16 protein-coding genes and 1 pseudogene are annotated in these 19,029 nt (G+C 60.9%); 11 read left to right on the top strand and 6 right to left on the bottom strand.

The window, feature by feature from the left end:
• The first annotated feature begins 1 nt into the window (after position 1).
• The 8 genes from B3N48_RS07005 to B3N48_RS06970 all read left to right on the top strand — a co-directional run bounded on the left by B3N48_RS07005 (position 2) and on the right by B3N48_RS06970 (position 11,578).
• The gene (locus B3N48_RS07005; RefSeq protein ID WP_296181148.1) at positions 2 to 946 is read left to right on the top strand and encodes a DUF58 domain-containing protein; all 945 of its coding nucleotides are present in this window, start codon (positions 2 to 4) and stop codon (positions 944 to 946) included.
• Positions 943 to 1,437 carry a DUF4381 domain-containing protein gene (locus B3N48_RS07000; RefSeq protein ID WP_296181144.1) on the top strand — a complete coding sequence of 165 codons (495 nt, stop codon included), beginning with the start codon at positions 943 to 945 and terminating at the stop codon, positions 1,435 to 1,437. The genes B3N48_RS07005 and B3N48_RS07000 overlap by 4 nt, the downstream gene beginning before the upstream one ends.
• Complete coding sequence (locus B3N48_RS06995; RefSeq protein WP_296181142.1) at positions 1,430 to 2,497, top strand: vWA domain-containing protein; 1,068 nt, start codon at positions 1,430 to 1,432, stop codon at positions 2,495 to 2,497. The genes B3N48_RS07000 and B3N48_RS06995 overlap by 8 nt, the downstream gene beginning before the upstream one ends.
• The gene (locus B3N48_RS06990; RefSeq protein ID WP_296181139.1) at positions 2,494 to 4,224 is read left to right on the top strand and encodes a VWA domain-containing protein; all 1,731 of its coding nucleotides are present in this window, start codon (positions 2,494 to 2,496) and stop codon (positions 4,222 to 4,224) included. Before B3N48_RS06995 ends, B3N48_RS06990 begins: the two co-directional genes overlap by 4 nt.
• Entirely contained in the window at positions 4,221 to 5,906 is a 1,686-nt protein-coding gene (locus B3N48_RS06985; RefSeq protein WP_296181137.1) for a BatD family protein, read from the top strand. The genes B3N48_RS06990 and B3N48_RS06985 overlap by 4 nt, the downstream gene beginning before the upstream one ends.
• Before the next feature lie 193 nt (positions 5,907 to 6,099).
• Entirely contained in the window at positions 6,100 to 7,341 is a 1,242-nt protein-coding gene (locus B3N48_RS06980; RefSeq protein WP_296181135.1) for an exonuclease SbcCD subunit D C-terminal domain-containing protein, read from the top strand.
• Positions 7,338 to 10,979 carry an AAA family ATPase gene (locus B3N48_RS06975; protein ID WP_296181133.1) on the top strand — a complete coding sequence of 1,214 codons (3,642 nt, stop codon included), beginning with the start codon at positions 7,338 to 7,340 and terminating at the stop codon, positions 10,977 to 10,979. The genes B3N48_RS06980 and B3N48_RS06975 overlap by 4 nt, the downstream gene beginning before the upstream one ends.
• On the top strand, positions 10,979 to 11,578 hold the full coding sequence (locus B3N48_RS06970; RefSeq protein ID WP_296181131.1) for a glutathione S-transferase: 600 nt from the start codon (positions 10,979 to 10,981) through the stop codon (positions 11,576 to 11,578). The genes B3N48_RS06975 and B3N48_RS06970 overlap by 1 nt, the downstream gene beginning before the upstream one ends.
• A 127-nt stretch (positions 11,579 to 11,705) precedes the next feature.
• Here the strand turns inward: B3N48_RS06970 and B3N48_RS06965 are convergent, their stop codons facing one another.
• Entirely contained in the window at positions 11,706 to 11,936 is a 231-nt protein-coding gene (locus B3N48_RS06965) for a hypothetical protein (RefSeq protein ID WP_296181130.1), read from the bottom strand.
• A complete protein-coding gene (locus B3N48_RS06960; RefSeq protein WP_296181128.1) occupies positions 11,933 to 12,124 on the bottom strand; it encodes a hypothetical protein in 192 nt (63 codons plus the stop codon). The genes B3N48_RS06965 and B3N48_RS06960 overlap by 4 nt, the downstream gene beginning before the upstream one ends.
• A 340-nt stretch (positions 12,125 to 12,464) precedes the next feature.
• Here B3N48_RS06960 and B3N48_RS06955 point away from each other — a divergent pair, with 340 nt between their 5' ends.
• The 3 genes and pseudogenes from B3N48_RS06955 to B3N48_RS06945 all read left to right on the top strand — a co-directional run bounded on the left by B3N48_RS06955 (position 12,465) and on the right by B3N48_RS06945 (position 15,211).
• Positions 12,465 to 12,833: a hypothetical protein gene (locus B3N48_RS06955; protein WP_296181126.1), complete on the top strand. Its 369-nt coding sequence runs from the start codon at positions 12,465 to 12,467 to the stop codon at positions 12,831 to 12,833.
• 39 nt (positions 12,834 to 12,872) lie between these two features.
• A pseudogene (locus tag B3N48_RS06950) lies at positions 12,873 to 13,097 on the top strand (hypothetical protein); the annotation flags it as partial.
• Positions 13,094 to 15,211, top strand: a complete 2,118-nt coding sequence (locus B3N48_RS06945) for a TonB-dependent receptor (protein WP_296181120.1) — start codon at positions 13,094 to 13,096, stop codon at positions 15,209 to 15,211. The pseudogene B3N48_RS06950 and the gene B3N48_RS06945, both read left to right, overlap by 4 nt.
• Positions 15,212 to 15,493: 282 nt before the next feature.
• On the opposite strand, the gene B3N48_RS06940 is transcribed toward B3N48_RS06945, so the two are convergent.
• The 4 genes from B3N48_RS06940 to B3N48_RS06925 form a co-directional block, all read right to left on the bottom strand.
• Complete coding sequence (locus B3N48_RS06940) at positions 15,494 to 15,676, bottom strand: hypothetical protein (protein WP_296181118.1); 183 nt, start codon at positions 15,674 to 15,676, stop codon at positions 15,494 to 15,496.
• 189 nt (positions 15,677 to 15,865) lie between these two features.
• The gene (locus B3N48_RS06935) at positions 15,866 to 17,032 is read right to left on the bottom strand and encodes a lactonase family protein (protein WP_296181116.1); all 1,167 of its coding nucleotides are present in this window, start codon (positions 17,030 to 17,032) and stop codon (positions 15,866 to 15,868) included.
• Between the two features lie 206 nt (positions 17,033 to 17,238).
• Positions 17,239 to 17,535, bottom strand: coding sequence for a DUF5629 family protein (locus B3N48_RS06930; RefSeq protein WP_296181114.1), 297 nt, complete (start codon positions 17,533 to 17,535; stop codon positions 17,239 to 17,241).
• 88 nt (positions 17,536 to 17,623) lie between these two features.
• Entirely contained in the window at positions 17,624 to 18,949 is a 1,326-nt protein-coding gene (locus tag B3N48_RS06925; protein ID WP_296181112.1) for an MFS transporter, read from the bottom strand.
• Positions 18,950 to 19,029: the final 80 nt, after the last annotated feature.

The raw sequence follows: 19,029 nt of genomic DNA, 5'->3' as shown, positions 1-19,029 counted from the left end.
CATGCAGCCCTACCTGATTTCCCAACCGGGCATCCGGATCAGCCTTGCCGAGCTGATCGAAATGCGTCATCGCGTGCGGGAAGTCCAGCTGTTTTCCTCTCCCGGCCGGCGCAGCCCGCTCATTGGTCTGCACCATTCCAAGCTGCGCGGGCGCGGCGTGGACTTCGATCAGGTGCGGGTCTACCAGGCTGGCGACGACGTGCGAACCATCGACTGGCGCGTGACGGCGCGGACCCAGGAACCTCACACCAAGCTGTTTCATGAAGAACGTGAGCGGCCGATTTTCATCATGGTCGAGCAGAGCCGCCGGCTGTTTTTCGGCTCGGGCCTGATGTTCAAGTCCGTACTGGCGGCGCAGGCGGCGGCGTTGATCGGCTGGGCCGCGCTGGGTCACAACGACCGGGTCGGCGGGCTGGTGTTCGGCGACAACGAACACTATGAAATCAAGCCGCGACGCAGCAAACAAAGCCTGCTGCAACTGCTCAACCGGCTGGTGCGGGTCAATCAATCGCTGCACGCGGAAGCCGTGGCCGACCGTGACACCTTCGGCGTGGCGCTGCGCCGGGCGCGGGAAGTGCTGCGGCCGGGCAGTCTGGTGTTCATCCTGTGTGACGAGCGCGCCCTGTCCGAATCCGCCGAACAGCAACTGGCGCTGCTGTCACGTCATTGCGACCTCTTGCTGCTGCCGCTCTCCGACCCCCTGGACCATGCGCTCCCTGCAGCAGGACTGTTGCGTTTCGCCGATCGTGGCGCGCAACTGGAACTCGACACGCTCAACCCCGACCTGCGCCAGACCTACCGCGCCCAAGGCGAAGCCCGGCAGGCACGCTGGGCGCTGCTGGCGAAAAAGCTGCGGGTGCTGATGATCCCGCTGAGCACGCAACAGGAAATGGTCGAACAACTGCGCGATTACCTGAACGCCAATCAGCCGGTGAAACAGAAATGAGCCTGCTGGACCAACTGCAACCGGTGATCCTGCCCGCGCCGATCAGTGCCTGGCCACCCGCGCCCGGTTGGTGGATCGTGCTGGCCTTGGTGCCCGCATTGGGTTACGCCCTGTGGCGGGCGCGGGTGTTCCTGCCCAAACGAGCCCCCAGTGACGCCGCCGAGCAACCGCTGGATCCGCTCCGTCAAGCCGCGCTCATCGAACTGGCGCAGATGCCCAAACCTTACGACGGCGCGCCCGCAGGCGCCTGGCTGCAACAGATCAACGGCCTGCTCAAACGCCTGTGTCGCAACGACTATCCCTACAGCCAGAGCCACACCCTCAACGGCCGCAAATGGCTGGCGTTTCTCGACAACCGCTGCCCGGCGGCGGGTCTCACCCGCTGGATGATTCTGGTGGAAGGCGCCTACAAGCCCGAATGCAAGCTCGACGACAAGGCGATCAACGGGCTGACCCAGTCGGTCGACACCTGGATTCGCAAGCATGTTTGAACTCGCCTGGCCCTGGGTCTTCGCCCTGCTGCCGCTGCCGTGGGTGTTGCGCCTCTTGCTGCCGGTGGCGGACAGCGGCGAAGCAGCGCTCAAGGTGAGTTTTCTCAGTGAGCTGGAAGGCCTGGCCGGTCGCCGTGCGCGTGCCCACTTGCCTGGCTGGCGTCGGCAGTTGCCGTTCGTATTGCTCTGGCTGTTGCTGTTATTGGCCGCAGCGCGCCCGCAATGGCTGGGTGACCCGTTGCCAGTCGCTGCCAGTGGCCGGGATTTGCTGGTGGCCGTGGACGTATCCGGTTCGATGGACTACCCGGACATGGTCTGGCAGAACGACGAAGTAAGCCGACTGACACTGGTCAAACAGCTGCTGGGGGACTTTCTCGAACACCGCAAGGGCGACCGGGTGGGACTCATTCTCTTCGGCAGTCAGGCCTACATGCAGGCGCCGCTGACGTTCGACCGCAAGACCGTGCGCGTCTGGCTCGACGAAGCGCGCATCGGCATTGCAGGCAAGAACACTGCCATCGGCGATGCCATCGGCCTGGCGTTGAAACGCCTGCGATTGCGTCCGGCCCAGAGTCGGGTGCTGATTCTCGTCACCGACGGGGCTAACAACGCCGGTCAGATCGACCCGGCCACCGCTGCCCGACTGGCCGCAGGCGAAGGCGTGAAGATTTACCCCATCGGCATCGGCGCCGACCCGGACAAAGGCGCCACCAGCATTCTTGGCCTCAACCCGAGCCTGGACCTCGACGAGCCTGCCCTGCGGGAAATCGCCGACATCACCGGCGGCCAGTATTTCCGCGCTCGCGACGGCCTCCAGTTGGAAAAGATCGGCAAGGCCCTCGACACCCTTGAACCCGTGACGCAGCAACCGACCCAAGCCCGCCCTGCCCATGCGTTATATCACTGGCCGCTGGCGTTCGCGTTGGTGCTGAGTGTGCTACTGGTGATTCACGAACGCTGGCCGCAAAACCCCTTGTACCGCTTTCTGGCCCGCCAACCGAGTCTGAATCAGGGCCCGCAATGGCGACAGCGCTTCAAGCGTTTGCGGAGGCGCCGATGATCCTCTCGCTCCTCGCCCTCTGGCCTCACTGGCTGCGGCCGTGGTGGCTGTTGCTGCTGCCGGTGCTCGGCTGGCTGATCTGGCGCCTGTGGAACCGACAGAAACGCGTCGGCCGCTGGCAGATGATTTTGCCGAGCGCCTTTCATTCCACCTTGCTGCGCGGCGGCAGTGGTCGTGAAAGCAAGCTGCCGTGGATCGCGTTGAGCGTCGGCTGGCTGCTGGCGTTGCTTGCGCTGCTCGGTCCCAGTTGGCAGCGGGTCGAACAGACCAGCCAGAAACCTGTGGACCCGCTGGTGGTGTTGCTCGAACTGACTCCTGAAATGCTCGCCGCCGACAGCCCGCCCACCCGCCTCGAACAGGCCCGGCGCAAGCTGCTCGACCTGCTGCAAGCCCGTGGCGATTCGCAAACCGCGATCATCGTCTATGCCGGCAGCGCTCACACGTTGGTGCCGCTGTCCGACGACCTAGGTACCAGCAAAAACCTGCTGGACGCCCTCAAGCCGTCGATCATGCCCGAGAGCGGTCAGCGCGCCGACCTGGCCGTCGGCAAGGCGCTGGACCTGCTCAAGCAGGGCGATTTAGGCGTCGGGCGTCTGTTGTGGATCGGCTCGTCGCTGAATGACGGCGAGCGCATGGGCATTCGTCAGGCCATGACCGGGCACGCACCGCCGCTCCTGCTGCTCGGTGTCGGTACCGCCGAAGGTGCGCCAGTCGCGCAAGAGAAAGGCGGCTTCCTCAAGGACGCCCAAGGCGGAATCCTGGTACCACGCCTGGACAGCGCCAGCCTCAAGGATTTCGCCGATGAACTGGGGGGGCATTTCACCTCGCTACGTCTGACCGACGATGACCTGCGCGAGCTGGGCTTACTGGACGCGCCCCGTGACCTGCGCAGTCAGGGCCAGACCGTGCAGCTCGACAGCTGGGCGGATCAGGGTTACTGGCTGTTGCTGCCGTTGTTGCTGCTCGCCGCCTGCGCCGGGCGTCGTGGCTGGGTGCTGTGCCTGCCGCTGCTGATGCTCATGCCGCAACACAGCTACGCGTTCGATTTCAAAGACCTGTTCCAACGTCCCGATCAACAGGGACAGCACTTGCTCCAGCGCCATCACCCCGCCGAGGCCGCGCAACGTTTCGAGGACATTCGGTGGCAAGGCATCGCGCTCTACGAAGCCGGGGATTACGCTGGCGCCGCTCAGCGCTTCGCTCAGGGCAACACCGCCGCTGACCACTACAATCGCGGTAACGCACTGGCCAAGAGTGGGGAACTGGACGCAGCGCTGGACGCCTACGAACAGGCGCTGGAGCGCCAGCCCGATTTCCCCGCTGCCGCCGCCAACAAGGCGCTCATTGAACAGATGCAGGCACAGAACAAGCAGGCGGCAGCCGAGGACGCCAGCGAAGGCAAGAACGACGGCGCGGACAACGCCGACAAGGCTCAGACGGGCAGCGCCGAACAGCAAGCGTCGAATCCGCAGTCATCGACGCCCGGCGACGAGGACAATCAGAGCGACAGCGGGCAATCGATGGCCGGGGCCAGTGACAACAACGCCCCTTCACCTGACGACGATGAACCGGCCCACGCCCCCAGCCGAGCCACCGACGGCCCGATCAACGGCGAGCAGCGTCAGGCGCTCGAACAGTGGCTGCGGCAAATCCCGGACGATCCCGGCGAGCTGTTGCGGCGCAAATTCTGGTACGAACAACAGCAGCATCAGGAAAAAGCTCGATGAGTCGTGTGCACACTGTGGTAATCGCCTGGCTGCTGTGCCTGTTCGCCCTCGTGGCACAGGCCGAGACGTCTGCCGCGACGTTGCAGGCCAGCGTCGATCGTACGCGCGTGAACACCGGGGAAACCGTCGAGCTGACGCTGGAGTCCGACGACGCCACGCTGTTCGGCAAGCCCGACATGAGCGCGCTGGCCGCTGATTTCGAAGTTCGCGACACCCGCCAGCTCAATAGCCTGACCACCCTCGAAGGCAACGTTCACGCCACCACTCGCTGGCTGATCACGCTGATGCCGCGCCACAGCGGATCGATTGAAATTCCGCCTCTTCAATTGGGCGAACTGATCAGCCAGCCCATTGCGCTGCAGGTGGTCGAGGTTGAACCCTCGGCGCAGGCCCAGGAACAGAAACTCGCCCCGGTGTTCATGGAAGCGAGCCTCGATCAAGACACCGTCTACGTGCAGGCGCAGGCCGTGCTGACGGTGCGCATTTACCATTCGGTGTCGCTGTTCGACGACAGCAACCTGACCCCGCTGCAAGTGCCGGATGCGCGGATCGAAAAACTTGGCGACACCCGCACCTATGAAAAGCAGATCAACGGCATCCGGCATGGCGTGATTGAAATGCGCTATGCGCTGTATCCCCAACAGAGTGGCGACCTGACCATCCCGGCGCAGGAGTTCAGCGCGACAATGGTGCAAGACATTCCTGAGGTCAGCACCGCCGACGCGACCCGCCAACCGGCCGTTGCCACCAGTCCGAAACCGGGCAAACTGATGCGCGTGACGTCCGACCCGCTGCCGCTGAAGGTCAAACCGCAACCGGCCGATTACCCGGCCAATACGCCTTGGCTGCCGGCACGCAGCATCAGCCTGAGCGAAAACTGGAGCCCTGATCCCGCGCATACGCAGATCGGCGACTCGCTGACCCGCACGCTGGTGATCAAGGCCGAGGGCCTGTCCAGCGCGCAATTGCCGCCGCTGCCCGCCACCGATGTCAGCGCGTTGCGGCGCTATCCCGATCAGCCGCAATTGAGCAATCAGGTCAACGAACGTGGTCTGGTGGGCAGCCGCGAGGAGCGCGAAGCGCTGGTGCCGAGCCGTCCAGGGGCCATCGACATTCCGGCAGTGGACCTGGTGTGGTGGAACACGCTGGAAGACCATCTTGAGCACAGCGCCCTGCCCGCCCGGACGTTGCAGGTCAGCACCAACCCGGCGCTGTCCGTGGACACGCCGGTCAGCGATAACACGGGTGTGACGGTGATCGGTCCGCCAGTCTGGCCGTGGCAGCTGAGTACGGTGTTGCTGAGCTTTACCACGTTGCTGGGCTTTGGCCTGTGGTGGCGCGGTCGTTGGCAACCGGCGCTGACACGGGTGGCGCAGGCCGGACCGAGCCCCCGCACAGTGCTCGACGACTTGAAACGCGCCAGCCTGGCCAACGACCCCCACGCGACCCGCCAGGCGCTGGATGCCTGGGCCCGCCAGCAGCCGGAAACCCTGGCTGACATGGCAGCGCGCTTCGTGCCGCTGTCCGATGCGCTGGACGGCCTGAACGGCGCGCTTTACAGCGAAACCGGCAAACTGTGGCTGGGCGAAGATTTGTGGAAGGCCGTGCGCGCATTGCCGGCCATTGAAAAACCGATTGACCCGAACGGCGCAGACAGCCTGCCGCCGTTGTATCCGAAATGATGACGTCATTCACAATCACACTGTAGGAGCGCGGCTTGTCCCGCGATCGGCGACGCAGTCGTCGTGAAATCAGACGCGTTGGTCGTGCCAGACACACTGCGTTTGCCGGTTTTACGACGGGTTCCCCGCCGATCGCGGGACAAGCCACGCTCCTACACAGGGGCCATAAACCCCGCTAAACCAAGGTACCCCCATGCGTCTGTTCCACACCTCCGACTGGCACCTCGGCCAGAACCTCCATGGCCAGGAGCGGGACTTCGAACACCAGCGTTTTCTCCAATGGCTGCTGGCCCGTCTCGCCGAGCGCAAACCTGATGTACTGCTGATCGCCGGCGATATCTTCGACACCGTCAACCCGTCGGTCAAAGCCCAGGAGCAGCTCTACGATTTCATCGTCAGCGCCCACGATCAAAGCCCGCAACTGACCATCGTGATGATCGCCGGCAACCACGACTCCGGCTCGCGCATCGAACTCCCCGCGCCGCTGATGCGGCGTTTGCGCACCCACGCGCTGGGCCGCGTGTTGTGGCTTGACGACGGCGTGCTCGACGTCGACCGCCTGTTGCTGCCCCTGACCAACGCCAAAGGCAAAGTCCTGGGCTGGTGCCTGGCGCTGCCGTTCCTGCGCCCCGCCGAAGTCACCGGCCTGGCACTGGGCGACAACTACCTGCGCGGCATCGGTCAGGTGCATGAAATGCTCATCGCCGCCGCCAACCAGAAACGCAAGAAGGGCCAGGCACTGATCGCCATCAGCCACGCGCACATGGCCGGGGGCTCGGTCTCTGAAGACTCCGAGCGCAGCCTGATCATCGGCAACGCCGAAGCCCTGCCCGCCAGCCTCTTCGGAGAAAGCATCACCTACGTTGCCCTCGGCCATCTGCACAAGCCGCAGAAGGTCAACGGGGAAAACCGCATTCGCTACAGCGGCTCACCCATCCCGCTGTCTTTCTCGGAAATCGGCTATCAGCATCAAATCCTCGAAATCGAGTGCGAAGGCAGCCAGTTGGTCAGCGTCACGCCGCTGCTGATCCCGCGCGCCGTCAATCTGCAACGTGTGGGCCCGGCGCCGTTGGCCGAACTGCTGCTGCAACTCAGGGACTTGCCGGACGTTGACCTGTTGGCCGATGTCGACCGCCAGCCCTGGCTGGAAGTACGGGTGAAGCTCGACGAGCCGCAGCCGGACCTGCGCAACCAGATCGAATCGGCGCTGGAAAATAAGGCTGTGCGACTGGTGCGTATCGCTGCCGAATACGCGGGTAAAGGTGCGCGAGACGACGAAGAAGAGCGCGACCTGATCGAGCTGGACCAACTGAGCCCACAGGAATTGTTCAGCCGTGCGTGGCGTGACAGCTATGGCAGCGAGGTCGATGAACAAACGTTGCAGGACTTCGCCACCCTGCTTCAGGACGTGCAACTGGAGAGCGAACATCCGTGAAAATTCTCGCCATTCGCCTGAAAAATCTCGCCTCGCTGGCCGGCCCGTTCGAGCTGGATTTCACCGCTGAACCGCTGGCCAGCGCAGGCCTGTTCGCAATCACCGGGCCTACCGGCGCAGGCAAAAGCACGCTACTGGACGCGCTGTGCCTGGCGCTGTTCGGCGCGATTCCCCGGCTGAACAATGTCGGCCAGTCGCGTGTTCCGGAAGTCGACGGCGATATCAGCACCGGTGACCCGCGCAATCTGCTGCGCCGTGGCACCGGCAGCGGTTACGCCGAGGTGGACTTCGTCGGCATCGACAAGCGCCGCTATCGCGCCCGCTGGGAGACCAACCGCGCCCGCGACAACGCCACGAAAAAGCTGCAACACAGCCGTCAGACCCTGACCGATCTGGACAGCGAACAGATTCTCAGCAGCCAGAACAAGACCGAATACAAGACCCTGCTCGAAGCCCGACTGGGCCTGAATTTCGAACAGTTCACCCGCGCCGTGATGCTGGCGCAAAGCGAGTTCAGTGCCTTCCTCAAAGCCGACGACAAAGAGCGCAGTGAGCTGCTGGAAAAACTCACCGACACGGCGATTTACAGCCAGTTGGGCCGTCGCGCCTACGCCAAAAGCAAAGAGGCCGAAGAGGCGCTGAAAACCCTCAACGCCCAAGCCGGGAACCTGACGCCCCTCGAACCCGAGCCGCGCGCCGATCTGGAACAGCGTTTCGCCGACGCGCAGCAAGCGCTGAAGCTGGCCCAGGCGCAGTTGCGTCAGCTGGAACTCAAACAGCAGTGGTTCACCGAGTTGAACCGCCTGCGCGACAGTCACCTGGCCGCAAGCGAACAGTTGGCCAGCGCACAACAGGCATGGGATCAACGCGCCAGCGAACGTCTGCAAATGGGCCAACTGGAGCGATTGGCGCCGCAGCGGCACCTGTTCGCTCAGCGCAAAAAACTCGACGGCCAACTGGCGCCGCTGGCGACGCGCATTCAGACGCAGACCGAGCAGCTGAATCAGACGCAAGCGACGTTGACGGATCTGGACGCGCAACTGACCACTGCGCAAGCGGCTCTGCAACAGGCACAAGATGCGCAACAGAATGCCAAACCCGCCCTCAACGAGGCCTTCCAGCAACAGGTACAGCTCAACCATCTGAATACCGAGTTGCAACAGATCAGCGAACAGGCGCAGGTCGCCCGACTGGCCAGCAACGAAGGTCAGGCAGCGCTGGATCAATGGATTGAACAGCAGCGCCAAGGCGAAACCCGCTTGCAATCCATCGCCGAGCAACTGCAAAACAGCGCAGTGCTGGATGCGTTGAGCCAGTCGTGGACGGCCTATCGTCCGCGACTGCAACAGCTGGTGTTGGTCAGTTCTCGTCTGAGCAAAGGCCGCGAGGAATTGCCCGCGCTGGAACAAGCCTCGACCCGTGCCGAGCAAGCATTGAGCGAGCGCCGAAGTGCGTTGCAGGCGCTGTATGACGACGCCGAGGTCAAGGCTGACGCGGTGGGCCAAGAGATCGAACGCCTCGGGCAACTGTTGCAGGACAACCGCCAGCAGCACAGCGCCAGCGATTCATTGGAACGCCTGTGGCAGCGGCATCAGGACATCGCCAGTCGCCTGCGGGACGTGCAGACCCAACAGCAGCACGCCACCGAACGTCGCGCGCAGAGCATCGCCAAAGGCCTGGAACTGAAGGGCGAACACGAAGCCGCGCAACAGGCGTTGAACGTCACGGTCGAGCTGTTGCAGCGGCAGCGTTTGGCCCGCAGTGCCAGCGTCGAACAACTGCGCGATCAACTGGTCGATCAGCAGCCCTGCCCGGTGTGCGGCAGCGAAGATCACCCGTATCACCAATCCGATGCCTTGCTGCAAGCGCTGTCCGGTCATGACGATGGCGAAGAAGCGGCGGCGCGTCTGAAGGTCAGCCAGCTCAGTGAAACCCTGGCCGAACTGCGCGCCGAAGTGCTGGCGCTGAACAACCAGCTCAAGCAGTCCAAGCCCCAGCTGGATCAGCTCGGCGAGCAACTTCAAAAACTGGCACCCGAGCTGGAAGCCCACCCGCTGTATCCGCGTCTGCTTGAGCAACCCGAGGACCAGCGCAGCGATTGGCTCAGTGAGCGGTTGCATCAACTGGCACAGGACATCCTCGCCGCCGAGCAGCGCCAGGCACGGTTGCTGAAAGTGCAGCGCGACGCCGAATCCCTTCAACGTCAGGTGCAGGAAGCGCGGGAGGCCAGCCAACAAGCGATGAAACTGCTGGACGATCAACAACGGAATCTCTCGCTGGACAACCAGACCTTCGAAACCGCATTGCAGGAGTTCGAACCGCTGCTGCCCGCCGAAAGTCTGCCGCTGTGGCGTGAATCCGCGACCGAATCCTTCATGCAGCTGGACAACGACATCGCCTTGCGCGTCCAGCAACTCGACCAGCAAAAGGACGAGCAGCAGGAACACAGCGAACGCACGCAGAAAATCGAGCGCGAACAGTTCGCGCAACAGGGCCGGCTGCAACAGCATCAACAGCTGCAACAACGGCTCGACGCCAGCCAGCAGCAACAGCAGGCCATCCAGCAACGTTTGCAGGACCTCCTCGGTGAACAGACCAGCGCCGACGCGTGGCAACAGCATCTGGAACAGGCCGTCGAACAGGCGCGCCAGGCCCAAGCGACCACCGCTGACGCCTTGCAGCAGGCGCGCGCTGGTCTGATCAAGCTGACGGCCGAACTGGAGGGCGAGCGTCAGCGTTTGCAGGGATTGGAGCAGGAAGTGGGCGACCTCGATCGGCAGATCGGCGAGTGGCGCAATCAGCACAGCGAACTCGACGATGCAGCGCTCGACAGCCTGCTGGGGCTGAGCGACGAGGCGGTCAGCCAATTACGCCAACGCATGCAGCAGAGCGAGAAAGCGCTGGAACAGGGTAAGGTGCTGGTGCAGGAGCGCGAAACGCAGTGGCAGCAACATCAGGCGCAGCACAGCGACATCAGCGATGCCGAGCAACTGGCGTCGGCACTCGCTGAAGCGCAGTCTCAAGCCGCGACCCATGACCAACTGTGCGCCGACCTTCGTGCGCAGATCAGCGAAGACGAGCGCCGCCGTACTGCCAACAGTGAATTGCAGGCACGCATCAAGGCTGCTCACGACGAATACCTGCGCTGGGGACGTCTGGCGGCGCTGATCGGCTCGGCCGAAGGCGACAAATTCCGCAAGATTGCCCAGGCCTACAACCTCGATTTGCTGGTCCATCACGCCAACGCCCAGCTCAAACAACTGGTGCGCCGCTACCGCCTCAAGCGCGGCGGCAGCATGCTCGGCCTGCTGGTGATGGACACGGAAATGGGGGACGAACTGCGCTCCGTGCATTCGTTGTCGGGAGGCGAAACGTTCCTGGTCTCACTGGCGCTGGCCCTGGGGCTGGCGTCCATGGCGTCGAGTACATTGAAGATCGAATCATTGTTCATCGACGAAGGCTTCGGCAGCCTGGACCCGGAATCGCTGCAACTGGCGATGGACGCCCTTGACGGCCTACAAGCGCAGGGCCGCAAGGTCGGGGTGATTTCCCACGTTCAGGAAATGCACGAGCGGATTCCGGTGCAGATTCAAGTGCGTCGCCAAGGCAACGGCCTCAGCACCCTGGAAGTCACCTGATGGCCGCGCTGCTCTACTCCTTCCGCCGCTGCCCCTACGCCATGCGAGCGCGCATGGCCGTGGCGTATGCGGGGGTGAAGATCGACATTGTGGAAGTCAGCCTCAAGGCCAAGCCACCGGAAATGCTCGAACGCTCGCCAAAAGGCACCGTGCCGGTTCTGGTGCTGGACGATCAGGTACTGGAACAGAGCCTGGACATCATGCGCTGGGCGCTGGCGCAGCATGACCCGGACGACTGGTCCATGGCGTCCAATCCCGCGGCGCAGCGACAGATCGCCGAGCTGATCGCGGAAAACGACGGGCCCTTCAAGACCGATCTGGACCGCTACAAATATGCGGTGCGTCATCCCGAATTCACTCAGGCCGAATACCGCGCGCGGGGGCAAGTGTTTTTGGCGAAGCTAGAAGGGTTATTGAGTGCGCGGGACTTTCTGATCATCGACCGCCTGACCTTGGCCGACACCGCTCTCGCGCCGTTCGTGCGGCAGTTCTGCTTTGTCGACCCGGACTGGTTCTGGCAAAGCCCGTATCCGAAGCTGCAGGGGTGGTTGAAGCGGTTTTTGGATTCGGCGTTGTTCGAACGAGTCATGCGCAAATAAACGTGTTTTGCTAGACCTGTGGGAGTGAGCTTGCTCACGAAGAGGCAGGTTCGCCCTACTCTGATGTGCGGCAGAACGTCAGCCTTTGTGAGCCAGCCACTCGCACAGAAATGTGTGGTACGGCGAATCACACCACCGACCACTCGAAAATCGTCGAAAACAACTCACCCTGCTTTGGCGGCGGGTTGCCTGCGTTGAGCTTTTGCGAGCGCAGCATTTCGATGTCCTGCGCGACTTCGGTCCTGAACTCGATGCTCCGTGCGACGCCGCCCACCGACCCGTCGCCGAACCCCAGCAACGAGCAGCCGTTGTTGATCACGGCGAAGAACACGATCACCCAGAAGTTCGCCCCTCTCACGACGCACGCCCCTTCGCCTGATCCGCCGCACGGTCAAGCGCAACGACAGACGTGTGTGCGGACGCCGAGGTGGACGCGCTCAGTTGATGATTCAGGCTGACAATAGTGACCACTGCGATGAATACGACATACAACGCGATGGCGGTATAAGCGCCTAGTTTAAGTGAATGAAGAATGGCAGTGGCCATGACAGTAAGCTCCGGGATGTTTCTTTTCTGGCGCTCAGAATGCCCGGGCCGACTATCTAAGGAAAACGATGTGAAGCGATTCAGAAGATCAATTAGGTTGATTATTGAGTTCCTCAATAACAGCGATAGCGCGTTACTAACAGGCGATTGATACCCGTCAGATATCGGCCTGATCATATCCCACAACCTTGTCAGAAATGCCCTTCAAACCTGAGTGGACAGAGATGACAGAAAATTACTACTCATCGGCATAAATTGCGCGCTCTCAGAGGCAACAATAATCATTATCGTCCTTGGTAACATTAGGAGGTATTGATTGTGATCACCGAAGGACTCGGATGTGAGCACGGCACACGCTTTAATGCTTAATAACATAACGCCCCAGTTGAGGGATGCGCTCAACTCTTACAATTTCACGAAACACCACATCAACGAAAATAACGTAACTCACGCGATGCAAAAGTCATCGCAACGGGCCTTGCAACGTTTGACGCAGGCTTTGTTAAGGGAAGAAATAATTCCGGCGACTGCACTCAACCTGCTGTCAGATGGCAATCGCTCACTGCGGCTAAGTTCTACTAGCAAACTTATATTCGAAGATCTGACTGAGCACCGAATGAGTGCCTGGTCATTAGGCGGCAGGGTACTCATTCATCACGAGGGGCAGCCTGCCTCCCCCATCACCCTGCCTTCAGAACTTCTGGCGTGAGGGCTAGCTGTCCTAGATGACGTCCTGCCACAACCACGCCATGGCTTTGCCTTGGGCCTGGGAAACAGCGCTGCCAAGGCCGGCGCTCTTGCAGGTGTGCTCATCGGCGGCATAGGCATGAGCTTCATAGGCCTGCCCAACAGCTTCTGGCTCGTTGCATCGACCTACGTGATCGCCGCCTTGGTGGTCCGAGCCATTCGCGCCACCCACACCGTTGGTATCTGCTCTTCTTATTCTTCAACACCTGGACAAACCCAACAATGACAAAACCCCGACTCACCTTTCTGCTGCCTTTATTTGGCTCTGTGACCCTGCCTGCGGCTGCCGAGCAAAACGAAAACACCGAGCCATCGGGCACCTTGAATCTTTCCGACGTCGTGGTTTCCGCGACGCGGACCCGGGAAAGCATCGCGTCGATTCCAGGGTCCATACAGGTCATCGATGCTGCACAGATTCGCAAGCAGAGCATTGCCGGGCGTCGGGTGTCGGACATCGTCGGGCAATTGGTGCCAGGGCTTGCGCCAGGCACTGGAGGCATGAGCAATTTCGGTCAAACATTACGGGGTCGCAGCCTGCTGTTACTGATCGATGGGGTGTCGCAAAACGCGACGCGGGACAATTTCCGGCAACTGAACAGCATTTCTCCCGAAAGCATCGAACGAATCGAGGTGATCTCTGGCGCCAGCAGCATCTACGGTGCAGGGGCGTCGGGCGGGATCATCAACATCATTACCAAACGCAATCAGGGCGAGACGCTCGGATTGCGCAGCAAGGTGGGTATCAGCGCAGCCAATAACATGCAGTCTCAGGGTTTTGCCTACGAGGCCTTTCAGAGCGTGACAGCCCGTACCGGCCCGTGGGACGGGTATCTCTCGGCTGCACTGACGCAGCGCAACGATCAGTTCGACGGCAACGGCAAGCGCATTGCGCAGGACACGTCGCAGGGCAGCAATATGGACACCGAAACCTATGATCTGCAGGCCAGATTTGGCTATGAGCTGGATGCCGAACGCGCGTTGAGGCTGTCGCTGCAGGACTATAAGGACCAACAAAAAAGCCGTTATAGCAAGGACCCAAAAACCCGGGACGAGGCCGTGGCGATCAGAGCGCTGATCCTGGGAGATCAACCTCATACGCGCAATCAAGCGATCAATCTGGACTACAGCGATAGCGACTTTTTCGAACAGAGTCTGCAGCTGGAAAGCTACTGGCGGCGCGCCGATGCCCTGTTCTTCCCTGACCTGCGCCGTGGCAAGGCTGGCGTTTCCAACAACAACAGCGTGCAGAATGTGTACGGTTTGCGTGCCGCTATTCAAACTCCCCTGCCCTCCATCGGCAACGCTACCGGCAATCTGGTGTGGGGCGCTGACTACGATCACGAACGGTCCCGACAGCGGGGTGACCAGTACAACGTCGAGGGTCTGACCTACCGCAAGACCGGCACCACTTTTGAACTGGGGCCCGATCTCGAAACCACCACCAAGGCGCTGTTCGGCCAAGTGTCCTTCGATCTGGGCGACTGGACCGTGCGAGGAGGCACGCGCCGAGCGTGGATCGAAAGCGAGGTCAGTGACAGCATCGCCTATGGCGAGATCGTTCGGACCGGGCGCTGGTCGCCCTTGCCGGGTGAAACGCTTAAGTACGATGCCACGCTCTACAACTTGGGCGCTGTTTACCGTTTGAGCGAGACCCATGAGATCTTTGCCAACTTCAGCCAAGGCTTTTCATTGCCCGACATTCAGCGTTATTTGCGCGACGTCAGCAGCACCTATGACATTAGTCAGCTCAATGCCCAAGCGTTGAAGGTCGACAGCCATGAACTGGGTTGGCGGGTGAATGGGAATAACTGGCAGGGCCAGATAGCGGTTTATGAAAACACTTCTGACGTGACCCAGTTCTACGACGCACAAGACCGCGTGCTGCGGCTGATCAACCAGAAAGAACGGGCGCGAGGATTCGAAACCGATGTGGCCTATCGCCTGAGTGACGTCTGGAGCGCGGGAGGGACCTATTCTTGGGTAAAAGGGGAAACACGCCAGGCCGGCAAATGGATCGACCTGCCTGCAACGCGCGTGTCGCCGGCCAAAACCACCGTTTTTGCCGAATATGCACCCGATAGTTACTCCATCCGTCTCCAGGCATTACATCTCGCCAGCTACGATGCCGCGGCCAAAGACAATAATGGTCGTCCTATCAAGGGCTACACATTGTTTGATCTTCTGGGCTCGAGACGACTGTCCGTGGGACGTATGGAGGGCGGCATCTATAACGTGAACAATCGTCAGTACCACGCACTGTTCAGCCAGGCCACCGCACGCGCGCCTTTTTCGTACGCACAGGGCCGAACCGTAGGAATCAGTTATGCACTGGACTTCTGATAACGCTCACGCATAAAAAAATCCCCATCGCTTATCCAGCAGACGGGGAACAAGGGAGGGAATTAAACGCTTTCGCGAACAAGCTCGCCGGCATTTGAAGCAGGGTCTGACACGCGATGGTCAGTGGGTCGCCTCAACCTGGTAACGGCGAAGTTGCTCGCGAAAGCGTTCTTTGATGTTCGGAGCTTTAGAAGCAATAGCGCGTGGCTTGTTAAAAATCCATTCCCCGTTATTGAACATTCGTTTCGTTAACGGGGAATGGATTCACTGCATGTTTTCTATTCATTGCTGGGTCTTATGATCCAGAGCCGCATAGAAGTTGGCGCTTTGTTGCAGGTATTTCGGGGTGTAGCTCTGGGTGGCGCTGATCTTTTTTTCTGCCACTTCGGCACTGGCACTGGCTGGCAATGCAACGGTGGCGGAGATGGCAGACGCGGCGATGATGGAGAAGAGATTGAAGTTCATGATAGGTACCTCGGTGTTGATGTTTCGTTTCAAGTCTTGACCGTCGTGGCCGTGGAATGAAAGTTACGCCCGAGGACCTTTCAGAAAAAATCTTTTCTGCCACTAGCCCTTATCAATTCAATTAATAGATAGCCCCAGCCCTTGATTTCAAAGGGCTGGAGGGTGCGTCAAGGTGTCACTTGCGCAAGGTCAATGAGTTAGAAAGCGAAAATCAGAGGGGGAATCGAAGTCAACTTTCTGGACGGTGTCACCCAGAACACCGGTTTTCGGGTCGACACGCACGGTGACGATCTGGTTGCTTTTCTGGTTGGCGATCAACACGAAGTGGCCGCTGGGATCGAAGGCGAACTCGCGGGGTTCTTTGCCTTCCACGGACCGACGTTGCACCTCCTTGAGCTGGCCATTACCGGCGTTGACGGAGAAGACCAACAATTCATTGGCGTCGCCCCGGTTGGCTACGTAAAGAAACTTGCCGTCCGGCGATGTGTGCAGGCCGCCAGCGGCGCGGTATTGCTGGCCGTCCTTGTTGGCAAGGTCAACCAGTTGGGTACGTTTGAAGACGCCGTCGTGATAATCGAACGCCGCGACCTGCCCGCTCATTTCGAGGGTCAGCCAAGCGTGTTTGCCGTCTTTGCTGAACAGCAAGTGACGCGGGCCGCTGCCGGGTGGCAGATCGACGGAAGGGGTTTTGGCAGGTTTCAGTGGTTGGGTCTGCTTACCGTCGTAGTTGAAGACGAAGATTTTGTCGGCGCCCAGGTCCATCGCGATCAGGTATTTGCCATCAGGGGACGGCACCGCCGAGTGAACGTGGGATGAAGCCTGACGCTCGGGGTTGACCTTGCTGGCGGCATGGGTAGCGGTCTGCACCACGGGGGACAACGTGCCGTCTTTGCCGACCGGAACGACCGCAAGGGAGCCGCCCGGATCAGGGTGCACGGCGTAATTGGCAACGAACAGGAAGCGGCCATCGGCGCTGAGGTTGGAGTGAGTCGGCTCGTCGCCTTTGCTGTCGATCTGATTGATGAATGACACCGCGTGGGTCTTCGGGTCGATGGCGAAACTGCTGACCTTGCCGACCACGTCGGTCTGGCCGGGGCCGTTTTCGTTCACGGCGAACAGGTGACGCTGGTTTTTGGAAAGGGTCAGCCAAGAAGGGTTTTCGCTGGTGATCACCTGCCGAGGCTTGGCTTCGAATTGACCGGTCTGGGTGTTGAAGCCGTAACGATAGATGCCTTCACTGGCACCGGCGGTGTAGGCCCCGACCAGCACGTCATAGTCGGTCACGGATTTGGCCTGAGCGGAAAAAACGGTGAGGCTGCTGGCGAGGGCCAGCCAGGGCAGGATTCTGGGTGTCATTTGGGCTGATCTCTTGTTGGCGTTATTGGCGCGTGGTTTACGCGAGAATCAGCTCTATGACAGCGGTTCGATGGGGGTAGTTGCTTTATGGCAGGCCGCTGATCACGGTAGGAGCGCGCTTGCCCGCGAATGCGTCGGGTCAGATAAATTTACCGGCACAGGTCTACTCCCCAGCGCGGGCAAGCGTGCTTCTGCTGGGGGGACGTTTACTCGACGTCTTCTTCATCGTCATCGCTGGCCGCGAACGCTTCGAGCACCAACATGCGGTGGTCGGCGTTGCCGTCGTTGATCACCCAGCTTTGCAGGGCGGCGTCGAATTCGGCGGCGTCGACCTGAGCAAGGGAAAAGCGCCAGACCTTGCGCTCGCGGCCATCCATGCTTTCGATCTGCAGCATTTCATCGAGCGTGAATTCAAAAGCGTGCAGGCCGTCGATTTCGAGCATGGCGTGGGACGTGAGGGCTGATTGCAGAGCGGCACGAAGGGTTTGCGGTGTGGTGGTCATGGCAGCGTTCGCATCGGATTAAAGCGCGAATGATAGGCCAAAAGGCGACGTCCGGGAGCAAACGCCGCCTCTAAGGTCGACCGGGCAATCAGTCCTGCGCTGCGTCCTTGGTGTAATACCGCGCCGGAATGCCCCAGACGATCAGCGCGATGGCCAGCACGCTCACGGCAAACAGTGCGAACAAGGCCGGCGTGGCGGTGCCGGTGAGGTCTTTGATCCGGCCGACCATGAATGGCGCAATAACGCCGCCCAGCTGGCCAATGGAGTTGATGAGGGCGATCCCCGCCGCGGCCGCAATGCCGCTCAGGAAGCGCGGCGGAAGGGTCCAGAAGATCGGCATCCAGGCGATGATGCCGGTCATGATCAGGCTCATGCCGATCATCAGCGGCAGCAGTTGACCGGGAAACAGCGCGCAGACCAGATAGCCCACAGCGGTCAGGGTCGCGCAGCCAGCCATGTGCCAACGACGTTCGCGATGACGGTCCGAGCTGGCGCCGATCAGCAAATTGCCGACAACCGCCACGACGTACGGGATGACCGTTAGCCATCCGATGTTCATCGTGTCCAGCACGCCCGCGCTTTTGATCAGCTGGGGCATCCAGAACAGCAGACCGGTCAGGGCCATGACCAGGCACAGGTAGATCGCCGACATGACATAGGTGGTCGGGTGTTTCCAGATGTCCTTGACCTTCTGCGACACCGCAGGCTTAGGCTCTTTGGCCATGCGCGACAAGACAACGTCTTTCTCCTGCGCAGTCAGCCAGGGCGCATCTTCGATGCGATCCTTGACCAGCCAGAACACCACGCCGCCGAGGATCACTGACGGAATGCCTTCCAGCAGGAAGAGCCAGCGCCAGCCGGCCAGCCCCATGACGCCGTCGAAGTGGCCGAGGATCAGTCCTGCAATCGGACCGCCGACAATGCCGCATAAGCAAATGGAGCTTTTGAAGTAGGAATTGACCCGTGCCCGTCGCGTGCCGGGGTACCACTGGGTAAAGAAATACAGCACGCCAGGGACGAAGCCGGCTTCCATTACGCCAATCAGAAAACGCAGGGTGTAGAACCAGAATTCGGTCTGCACGAACATCATGCAGGCCGAGGCGATGCCCCAGGACACCATGATCCGGGCAATCCAGATGCGCGCGCCGATTTTATGCAGCAGCACGTTACTGGGGACTTCAAACAGGAAATAGCCAACGAAAAACAGACTCGCCCCCAAGCCGTAGACAGTTTCGCTGAACCCGAGGTCGCTGGCCATCTGTAGCTTGGCGAAGCTGATATTGACCCGGTCCAGATAGGCGAACAGAAAGCAGCAGATGAACAGCGGCACGATGCGCCAACTGACTTTGCGATAAATACTGTCCTCCAGCGCGTCAGTGTCGAGTTGGTCCAGCGGGATAGCGTTAGCGGTCATGGGGCGCACCTCGTTTGTTTTTATAGGGTGTCGGGTGTGTTGCGTTGATCCTGCGTTGCACAATTCTGTTCCAGAAGGGT

It is taken from the genome of Pseudomonas sp. UBA1879 (assembly GCF_002338065.1).
Lineage (GTDB): Bacteria > Pseudomonadota > Gammaproteobacteria > Pseudomonadales > Pseudomonadaceae > Aquipseudomonas.
The sequence above is the reverse complement of the archived record's forward strand: the minus strand, read 5'-3'. Positions and strand labels throughout refer to the sequence as shown.

Coding starts and splice junctions, on each gene's coding strand:
- B3N48_RS07005 (WP_296181148.1), top strand. CDS start 2: ATGCAGCCCTACCTGATTTCCCAACCGGGCATCCGGATCAGCCTTGCC.
- B3N48_RS07000 (WP_296181144.1), top strand. CDS start 943: ATGAGCCTGCTGGACCAACTGCAACCGGTGATCCTGCCCGCGCCGATC.
- B3N48_RS06995 (WP_296181142.1), top strand. CDS start 1,430: ATGTTTGAACTCGCCTGGCCCTGGGTCTTCGCCCTGCTGCCGCTGCCG.
- B3N48_RS06990 (WP_296181139.1), top strand. CDS start 2,494: ATGATCCTCTCGCTCCTCGCCCTCTGGCCTCACTGGCTGCGGCCGTGG.
- B3N48_RS06985 (WP_296181137.1), top strand. CDS start 4,221: ATGAGTCGTGTGCACACTGTGGTAATCGCCTGGCTGCTGTGCCTGTTC.
- B3N48_RS06980 (WP_296181135.1), top strand. CDS start 6,100: ATGCGTCTGTTCCACACCTCCGACTGGCACCTCGGCCAGAACCTCCAT.
- B3N48_RS06970 (WP_296181131.1), top strand. CDS start 10,979: ATGGCCGCGCTGCTCTACTCCTTCCGCCGCTGCCCCTACGCCATGCGA.
- B3N48_RS06960 (WP_296181128.1), bottom strand. CDS start 12,124: ATGGCCACTGCCATTCTTCATTCACTTAAACTAGGCGCTTATACCGCC.
- B3N48_RS06945 (WP_296181120.1), top strand. CDS start 13,094: ATGACAAAACCCCGACTCACCTTTCTGCTGCCTTTATTTGGCTCTGTG.
- B3N48_RS06940 (WP_296181118.1), bottom strand. CDS start 15,676: ATGAACTTCAATCTCTTCTCCATCATCGCCGCGTCTGCCATCTCCGCC.
- B3N48_RS06935 (WP_296181116.1), bottom strand. CDS start 17,032: ATGACACCCAGAATCCTGCCCTGGCTGGCCCTCGCCAGCAGCCTCACC.
- B3N48_RS06930 (WP_296181114.1), bottom strand. CDS start 17,535: ATGACCACCACACCGCAAACCCTTCGTGCCGCTCTGCAATCAGCCCTC.
- B3N48_RS06925 (WP_296181112.1), bottom strand. CDS start 18,949: ATGACCGCTAACGCTATCCCGCTGGACCAACTCGACACTGACGCGCTG.